Origin of the sequence: Falsiroseomonas oryzae, assembly GCF_027856955.1 — a bacterium.
Classification (GTDB): domain Bacteria; phylum Pseudomonadota; class Alphaproteobacteria; order Acetobacterales; family Acetobacteraceae; genus Falsiroseomonas; species Falsiroseomonas oryzae.
Map to the genome: position 1 here is coordinate 1 of NZ_JAPSMD010000831.1, position 1,191 is coordinate 1,191.

The 1,191-nt window shown below is 74.3% G+C and carries 1 protein-coding gene; it reads right to left on the minus strand.

Features of this window, described 5'->3' with window-relative positions:
* Positions 1 to 313: 313 nt before the first annotated feature.
* Positions 314 to 1,191: DUF4159 domain-containing protein (locus tag OZN99_RS32055; RefSeq protein ID WP_270939231.1), on the minus strand; the 878-nt coding region annotated here is incomplete at its 5' end.

Genomic DNA, 1,191 nt, shown 5'->3' on the forward strand with positions numbered 1-1,191 from the left:
GCCGCGCGCGGGCGCCAGGCGCCGCCTGCCGTCGCCGCCGGTGGCGATGCGCAGCAGCGCCGGCGCCAGTGCGGCCAGCGCGAGGAGCGCGAGCGCGGCAAGCAGCCAGGACGGGATGACGGGCGCGAAGTCGATGCCGGCGAGGACGTGGTTCATGTGTGTGTGCCCTCAGACGCCGGGCGCGCGCTCCGCGCGCTTGGCTTCGCGCAGGCCACAGTTGCGCCGAGGGCCGCCGACAGGATGTGCGCGGGCCGCATTCGCGGCCTCGGCCCGCTGCGCGGGCCGCCCGCTCTCCGTTCGCGGGAGTGCGTCCTCAATTCCCCAGCCTTTCCAGGATGGCGGGCACGTGGACCTGGTCGCCCTTGTAGTTGCCGGTCAGCGCGTACATCACGAGGTTGACGCCGAAGCGGTAGGCGAGGGTGCGCTGCCGCGCGCCGCCGGGCACCACCGCATAGGGGTTGTTGCCGCGCGCATCGATCGCCCAGGCGGCCGCCCAGTCGTGCCCGCCGATGATCACCGGGCTCACGCTGTCATTCGCGCGGTCCTGCTCCCGCGCCACCCAGACATTGCCGCCGACGAAGCGGCCGGGCAGGTCCTGCAGCAGGTAGAAGGCGCGCTTCAGCACGTGGTCCTCCGGCACCGGCGAGAGCGGCGGCACCGAGAGGTCGCGCGTGACCCGCCGCAGCGCCTGCCTCGCGCCGGGCGAGAAGCCCTCGCCCGAGCCCTCGTCGCGCGTGTCGAACAGTATGATGCCGCCCTGCCGCATGAAGGTGTTCAGCGCCGCGACCATCTGCGCATCGGGCTGCGGCGCGTCGCCCAGCACGGGCCAGTAGAGCAGCGGGAAGAAGCTGAGGTCGTCGCGTCCGGGCGTGACGCCATGCGGATCGGCCAGCGCCGCCGCGGTACGGCGGTTCACGAAGTCCGACAGGCCGACGAGGCCGGCGCGCGAGATCTCGTCCACCTCCGCATTCCCGGTGACGACATAGGCCAGCCGCGTGGCCAGCGCCGCGTTGCCCTCGGGCTGCGCCGCCGCGGGCGCGGCGAGCAGCAGGACGAGCGGCAGCGCCCGCGCCAGAACCGCCGAAGGCCGCCCGACCACGCCGCGCAGCAGCATGGAGGCGATCAGGTCCGCCACCAGCAGCAGCGTCGCGACCGCCAGCAGCCAGGGGCCCAGGTCGCGCTCCGCCGGCA